The organism is Mesorhizobium sp. M2A.F.Ca.ET.037.01.1.1 (genome assembly GCF_003998075.1).
GTDB lineage: Bacteria > Pseudomonadota > Alphaproteobacteria > Rhizobiales > Rhizobiaceae > Mesorhizobium.
In genome coordinates, this window is record NZ_RZSA01000392.1 from 1 (window position 1) to 5,604 (window position 5,604).

4 protein-coding genes and 3 pseudogenes are annotated in these 5,604 nt (G+C 59.5%); 2 read left to right on the top strand and 5 right to left on the bottom strand.

The genetic code is table 11. From position 1 onward, the window contains the following. From EOA27_RS19455 to EOA27_RS42205, 3 genes and pseudogenes are all read right to left on the bottom strand, one after another. Positions 1 to 400 (bottom strand): hypothetical protein (locus EOA27_RS19455; RefSeq protein ID WP_145970425.1); only part of this gene is annotated, 400 nt, incomplete at its 3' end. A gap of 192 nt (positions 401 to 592) precedes the next feature. After that, positions 593 to 906 (bottom strand): annotated as a pseudogene (locus EOA27_RS42200) (ATP-binding protein); the annotation flags it as partial. Positions 907 to 916: 10 nt separating this feature from the next. After that, a pseudogene (locus tag EOA27_RS42205) lies at positions 917 to 1,449 on the bottom strand (IS21 family transposase); the annotation flags it as partial. A gap of 516 nt (positions 1,450 to 1,965) precedes the next feature. Between EOA27_RS42205 and EOA27_RS19470 the strand changes: the two are divergent. Continuing rightward, entirely contained in the window at positions 1,966 to 2,322 is a 357-nt protein-coding gene (locus tag EOA27_RS19470; protein ID WP_126080678.1) for a hypothetical protein, read from the top strand. Positions 2,323 to 2,891: 569 nt separating this feature from the next. On the opposite strand, the gene EOA27_RS19475 is transcribed toward EOA27_RS19470, so the two are convergent. Together EOA27_RS19475 and EOA27_RS19480 are read right to left on the bottom strand one after the other, a co-directional pair. Continuing rightward, positions 2,892 to 4,208 (bottom strand): HipA domain-containing protein, encoded by a 1,317-nt coding sequence (locus EOA27_RS19475; RefSeq protein ID WP_063169281.1) that lies wholly within the window; start codon positions 4,206 to 4,208, stop codon positions 2,892 to 2,894. Then, the gene (locus EOA27_RS19480) at positions 4,198 to 4,536 is read right to left on the bottom strand and encodes a helix-turn-helix transcriptional regulator (RefSeq protein ID WP_063169282.1); all 339 of its coding nucleotides are present in this window, start codon (positions 4,534 to 4,536) and stop codon (positions 4,198 to 4,200) included. The genes EOA27_RS19475 and EOA27_RS19480 overlap by 11 nt, the downstream gene beginning before the upstream one ends. Before the next feature lie 611 nt (positions 4,537 to 5,147). On the opposite strand from EOA27_RS19480, the pseudogene EOA27_RS19490 reads away from it, so the two are divergent. Continuing rightward, positions 5,148 to 5,604: pseudogene (locus EOA27_RS19490) on the top strand (aldehyde dehydrogenase family protein); the annotation flags it as partial.

Below are 5,604 nucleotides of genomic sequence, written 5' to 3' on the forward strand. Positions count from 1 at the left end.
GCTTGGCATCCGCGTAGTCGCAGCTCCCCTCATTCCCATCGGACGCATTCATCGCCATATCGCGCGGGTCCAGATAGCCTTCGAATGCGGAGTCTGCAAAAGGACCTGCCAGACACGCAACTATCTCCCGGATCGCATCATCGCGTTCCAAACATCGATCCATATCGTCCTCGAAAATCGGCTTTCGCTTCGAGGTGAATCCTTGCGCTGAATAAAAACCCGCGCCTTCGACAACACCACCGCACTCTCCGTCACCGGCGTCGGGGTAAATACTAACACTTGAGAAAGCAGGGAGTTCACGGTCGTCGTCGAACGTCTGACGGTGCAAAACGATGGCGGCCACCGCGTGCCCGGCTTCGTGATGCGCCACAAGCGGCAGATATTGGGAGGCTACATTCATGCGGTGCGGCTCTCAGGTCTAGTTTGCTTTTGCGCATAGGACCGCAATTGTCGTGCCAACTGGGAAAATCGTTTCGGGCAATGCGATCGCTCCGATAGCGTTGCGTCTCCTGTCTGACATTGTTGGGAAGTCGACACGCGCCCGTCGCAATGCGGTCGACCTTCCGCGCGAGTTGGGTGACCCGTGAAGGCGGCCGACCAGGACGATGTTGCGCTGATCGGCGACGAAGGCGCGGCCGGGCGAGATCGCGCATCAGGGGGTGACCGGCGTGTCGGCGAAGTCGAAGTCGTCGATGTCCTTGGCCAGCGGCAACTTGGCGACAGCGAACTGGTATTTGATGGAGCGGGCCTGCTTCTCCGATATCTCGGCCTGCAAGAGATCACCGACAATCCTGGGCGGCTCGTGCCGTCGCTTGATGGCGACGCGCCCATGATCTCGTCATAGGCTCTGCGCATTCCGTAGAGCTTCAGCGCTCCCATCAGTTCCAGTACCTCGGTGCGTTCCATGGCTGTTTGTCCTCCTGAGACTGTCATAGCGGGTGCAGTCGGCGACACTCGTGAGCTAGCTTCAGCGCTTGGGGAATGGAAAGGATCGTGCCCGGCGCCGGATCGCGGCTGCGGGCCAGGATGTTGAGGATCACCGGCGCCGACGATGCACCGTGCTCGATGGCTTCCTGACAGGCGGCCTCGACCGCGCTCAATCCGTCGGTCAGCACCCAGGTGAGGATCAACACCATCTGCCGGTCGACGTCATCAACCGCCTTGAGCTGCGCCGCACCTTCTCCATTGCCGACCGCACGACCCAGCTAAGGAACGGCGCGCGCCGTGTGCCAGGGATCGTAGACGACCTCGTTGCGGCCAAAGGAGCGAACGTGTTCTCCCACGACCACGCCATCCTCTGGCGGATGCGATCCGATCGACATAAGCATGGATCTCGACGGGCCGACCGACGGCACTCGACAGCACCGAGTATTTGTTGTTGTCGAAGCGCACCGTGCAGGTCTTCGACACCGACGGGGGAATGCAGTGGAAGCCGTCGAAGCGACCGGCAGCCGCTCCCGCTGCGGCTTGGCCGCATTCGCCGACAGCAGCCGGTCCCGCGTCTCACGCCGAGCTCCCATGCGGGGATAGGGCTGGTGCTTGCGCTCGTAGCGGAACTCCGTCTGCTCAGAACGCAGGACCTTGCGCACCACCTTGCGCGAGATCTTCAGCTCACGGCAGATCGCCTTGATCGACTTCCCCTGGACCAGCGACAGCCGACGTATCTTTGCAATCGTCTCTAAAACCAACATCCAAAACACAAATGCCTCCGATCAAGCCGGAGGCATCTTGATGACCCCATCGTTAAAGGGTCCCGTTTGGACGAAAATCACCCTTTAAACAGGGTCCCCATTCCACGAAAAATCAATGCACTACCTTCCAAAGCTGCGAGAGATCGCCACCGACCGCTTTGAAGGGGCTTTCGGCGGTCTCGTCAGCGAGGTTGTGGCATGAAGAAACATCAATCCACAGCATTGGGCCGAAGCATGCCACGGGCTCATGCCGCGGGAGAGCGGGAAGATATTCTTGAAAGAAGCGGTCTCCGACATCAATACCGACAGGATGGGCAGCTTTCTCACATCACTTGAGGTCGAGCGTGGCAGTTGCGACCCGCAATGCAAGGCTGGCGGCGATGGATGCCTTTGCGCGGTTCCTGATTTCGGAGCACCCCGAATATTAGGATACGCTGCAACTGGTGGTGACACTTCCCTTCAAGAGGGCGCGTGGGTGGCACCTGTCGAATATCTCGATGAGCCCGGAAATCAAGAGCGTCCTGGCGCGTATCGTCCGCCGCACGCCTTCTGGACAGCGGGATTACGCTCTGTTTTCGCTGATGTTCAATACGGATGCACGAGTTCAGGGATCCTGAATCTTCGATTGTGACCTTCGTCTGGTATCGCCCTGTCCCGCCGAGCAAAGCAACGACCGCCCCACACTGCTCACCCGGTTCGGTGTTCCATACTTGCTGCGCACACATGGCTGCGGGCGAAGGAACCACCATGGCGGAAAAAAGCATCCATCATCGCCCTTTGCGGGACACGACGGCCATCCACCTCGTCAAGGCGGGTGTTGACATCGCCACCATCAGTCGATGGCCAGGCCACTCGGGCTGAACTAACGATGCGCTACGCCCAGGCCGGTATCGATATGAAGCGGCAAGCGCTCGAACAAGGCTTCCCCGACGTGATGTCATCGGCAAAAGATCAGACGATCATCGCTTTGATGGCTGGATGTTTGGCTGGCTGCACCGCTTGTAGACGCTCAGTTATGTGGAGTTGTATCGCGGGAAGTCGCGCGTCTTGGGCTTTTGCGGTGTCAGCTCCACATCTCTCCGCAGTGCACGTTGTCACTGTTGAAGAGCCGTTTGTTCAATCTTCGTCCTGGCACGGCAAGGGTTGTCGATATTGTGGGCGTCTTGCGCTTGCCGAGCTTGTCCGAAATCCAGCGCCGGATCAGGCGTGAACACTGTTGCGTAGTTCGTCAGCCAGAGCGCGGAGAACGTCGGCGCTTCCTTCCAGCGCCGTAAAAGCGTAGGGATTGAGGAACTGTCGGCCCCAGAACAGATTGCGATCTGTGCCGGATAGCGTAGCTTCCTCGCTGACACGCGGCCAATTCTCCGCAATGCATCGGAGCTGGCCTTCAACAATCGCAAGAGCTTCCGGCGCGCTGAGCAGGAAGTGATGCGCCGCTTCAAGGCAGGACGCTATCCGGCTCATGCGGTTATTGCCGCTGATGAGCATGGCCTGGCTGGCCTCCTGGCCACTGCGGGCCTGCGGACAAATATCGTACGCAGGCGTGAGGGTGAGCTTAGCGCCGTCCCAGAATGCCGCATGGTTGCGGGCATGATCGTCGGTGTTGCCGCAAAGTATGTTGAAGACAATGCGGCTGAACAACTCGCGCAGAGTTTCCGACGGCGCGGTGAATCGGTGGCGAATGATCTCCGCCAAATCCTGGTAGCTGGCGTAACGCGCCATCATCTCATCGAGCGCGAGCATCGTCAGCGCTGAGACCATGGATTTGCGTTGCCAGCCGCCCGTGACCTTGATCCGGTCGAATCGCTCGACGAGCAACACGTCGTTGCCTGCGGCGCGAACGAGCGAGACGGATGCCGCTCTGATGCCGCACAAGGCGGCAAGCCGCATGGCTATGAATTCTCCTTTGACGACGCTGTAAAGGTCGGCAGACGAGGAAAATTTCGCGACATGCTTGACGGCGTCACCCTCGATCAGCGCCTTTGGCCTTGCGCCGCCGATCGAGCTGCCGTGATGCAGCGCCTGATCTAATTCGGGGGTGAGCGGAATACCTTTCTCTACCCGCTCCGCCGATTGGACAAGCTCTTCGAGAGTGGCATTGGCCAGTGCGCGCGGCTCGTAATGCATTGGCGAAAACTGAAAATCGAGCGCGCCGATGCGGTCCGAGCCTGATTCCAGCAAGAACGTCAGTTCTGAAATATCGAGCCGCGCGATTTCATCGCCCTTCACACCGAATTTGCGGTTTAGGATAACCCGTCGTCCCCAGGCATCAGGGGCAGCATCGCGGATGCATCCCGGCATGGTTAGGCCAGGAAGCAAAGGCAATTCGCCTGCCTTCAGGGGCAGTTCCGGGAGATAAAGCGGGATCGCGCTTCCCAGTTCACGAAAGCTCCTGCCATAGTTGAAGCTGACGAGTCCGTCATGGGCATATAGCCGCCCGGCGACAACCGGCGCGGTCTCGCCCGGCAGCCAGACCCAGACATAGGCTTCGTCGTACTTGGGGACCTTAGAACTCATCGACGATCTGCTTGCCGGCCTTGTAGACGTGCTTCGGCAGCAGCGCGATGCGATCGTCCATGCGGCCTGTGAGGGCTGTGATGCCATTGCCGTCGGCATCGAACAGCTTCACACCGACAATGGCAGCAGCTTCGAACATCAGTCCGATTTCGACTTTGGGATCGCCCTTCTCGATGCGCTGCAGGGTGCTGCGTGAAACACCGATTCTCTCGGCTAACTCCTGTGCGGTTAACCGGTGCTGCATCCGGCCAAGCCGGATGGTCTTACCGAAAAGGCCAAGCGCTTCCATCGCGTAGCGCGAATAGGTGCGTTTATACGTTGCCTTCATTCGGGTCTCTGTGACCTATGCATGATCCATATCGCCTTCTTTCGAACTTTATATAGGTAATGTCACAGAGCGACTGCCAAAGTCAAGACTCCGTATCGCAAGCGTTACCCATCCGAACGAGGAAGGCGGATATTGCCGACGGCTCCTGCACAACCGGCCAGCTCTGCGCGTCTCGGGCGAGGCGGAGATCTGGCGCTGGATCGCGGACAGCCTTGAGACGCCTCGCATGAGTCATTCATGGGCGGTCCCTGGTGCGGGGCCGCGGCGCTCGACTGCTGGCCGACATTCTCGGCGGCGGGACCCGCATCCGGCTACACCAGCACTTTTCGACCGCATACGCGCCCAGCTTCTCTCCGAAATCATTGCCAATGAGCGCGAACCTCATGCGATCGCCGAGCTGGCCTGGCGGCGCGGAATCTACGCACGCATCCGTATTCGAGACCGCCCAAGGGAGGCTGACTAGCGTAACGCCCTCCGATCTAAGCGCCTTCCACAAAGCCGCTTTCGCACGCGACGGGCTGCATGTGGCGGTCGTAGGCGACATAGATGCCAAGCCCTGAGAGTAAGGCTCTACCAGCTGTTCGGCGATTTGCCTCAGAAACTGGCGCTTGCCGGCGCGAACCAGTGGTATCGCGAGGGCGAGCACGCCGAGCGCTTTTCCTCCGCCCTCCACTGACCACAGACCCGCACGCAACGAAGCCGCGCTCGATCTTATCGTGGCGTGGCTAGGTGCAATGTTTGCTCTCGCCATCAGGCCGGCTTTCCCGATGGCGTGGTCAACCTGATCTATGCGTCCGAAGGTGATCGCGTGGGCCGTGAACTCTGCACCAATTCCAAAGATCAGCTTTACCGGTTCGAACGAGGTCGGACGGCTGCTGATGCGTCAGTGCTCTGACCAGATCAAGAAGGTCAGCCTTGAACTCGGCGGCAATGCACCTTTCATCATCTTCGATGATGCCGACATTGACGGTGCTGTTGACGGTGCGGTCCAGGCGAAGTTCCGCAATGCCGGCCAGACCTGCGTTTCCGCGAACCGCATTTACGTCCAATCGAGCGTTCACGATGAGT